The organism is Pseudoalteromonas rubra, assembly GCF_005887115.1.
Taxonomy (GTDB): Bacteria; Pseudomonadota; Gammaproteobacteria; order Enterobacterales; family Alteromonadaceae; genus Pseudoalteromonas; species Pseudoalteromonas rubra_F.
Window position 1 is genome coordinate 1 of record NZ_PNCJ01000099.1, and the last position, 917, is coordinate 917.

The following is a 917-nucleotide window of genomic DNA, read 5'->3' on the forward strand; positions in this document are numbered from 1 at the left end:
CAATCTGTAGATTATTCTACGATTGTAGCTACAAGCACCAACATTAACATGTGGATGGCTCCACCTTCACATGATGACTTTCACTCAGGCATTAAAAAAGGCCGCCTGAGCGACCTTTTTCACAGTGTTACTGCAATCTGTAGATTATTCTACGATTGTAGCTACAAGCACCAACATTACCCTGTGGAAGGCGCCACCTATCGTGCAAAGGATAATGACACAGTGCTTGCACTGGCATTTCCTTTGCGCAAGGGCGACGCATGAACGAAGCACCGCTTCGCAGCATGAGGAGGTGAGCGCACGGATGCGCGATGGGCGTCGCTACATGGATGTACTTCCACACCACATTTTCCATCGCCATATTTCAGGCATTAAAAAAGGCCACCGAGGTGACCTTTTTTATAATGCTTATTGCATTAACTAAAGTCGATATTACTCAACGATAGTTGCAACTAGCACCTACATTACCCTGTGGAAGGCGCCACCTTCACATGATGACTTTCACTCAGGCATTAAAAAAGGCCGCCTGAGCGACCTTTTTCACAGTGTTACTGCAATCTGTAGATTATTCTACGATTGTAGCTACAACACCAGCACCAACTGTACGGCCACCTTCACGGATCGCGAAACGTAGACCTTCGTCCATCGCGATTGGAACGATTAGCTCAACAGTCATCTTGATGTTGTCACCAGGCATTACCATTTCTACGCCTTCTGGCAGCTCAACGTTACCAGTTACGTCAGTTGTACGGAAGTAGAACTGTGGACGGTAGCCTTTGAAGAATGGAGTGTGACGACCACCTTCATCTTTAGACAGTACGTATACTTCTGAAGTGAACTTAGTGTGTGGGTTGATTGAACCAGGCTTACAAAGAACCTGACCACGCTCAACTTCATCACGCTTAGTACCACGTAGA

1 protein-coding gene and 1 pseudogene are annotated in these 917 nt (G+C 46.5%); one reads left to right on the plus strand and one right to left on the minus strand.

Annotated features, from left to right (window positions below; all coding sequences use genetic code 11):
- A partial coding sequence (locus CWB98_RS24285; RefSeq protein ID WP_212751165.1) for a hypothetical protein occupies positions 1–264 on the plus strand: 264 nt, incomplete at its 5' end.
- A gap of 301 nt (positions 265–565) precedes the next feature.
- On the opposite strand, the pseudogene tuf reads toward CWB98_RS24285, so the two are convergent.
- A pseudogene (tuf, locus tag CWB98_RS23340) lies at positions 566–917 on the minus strand (elongation factor Tu); the annotation flags it as partial.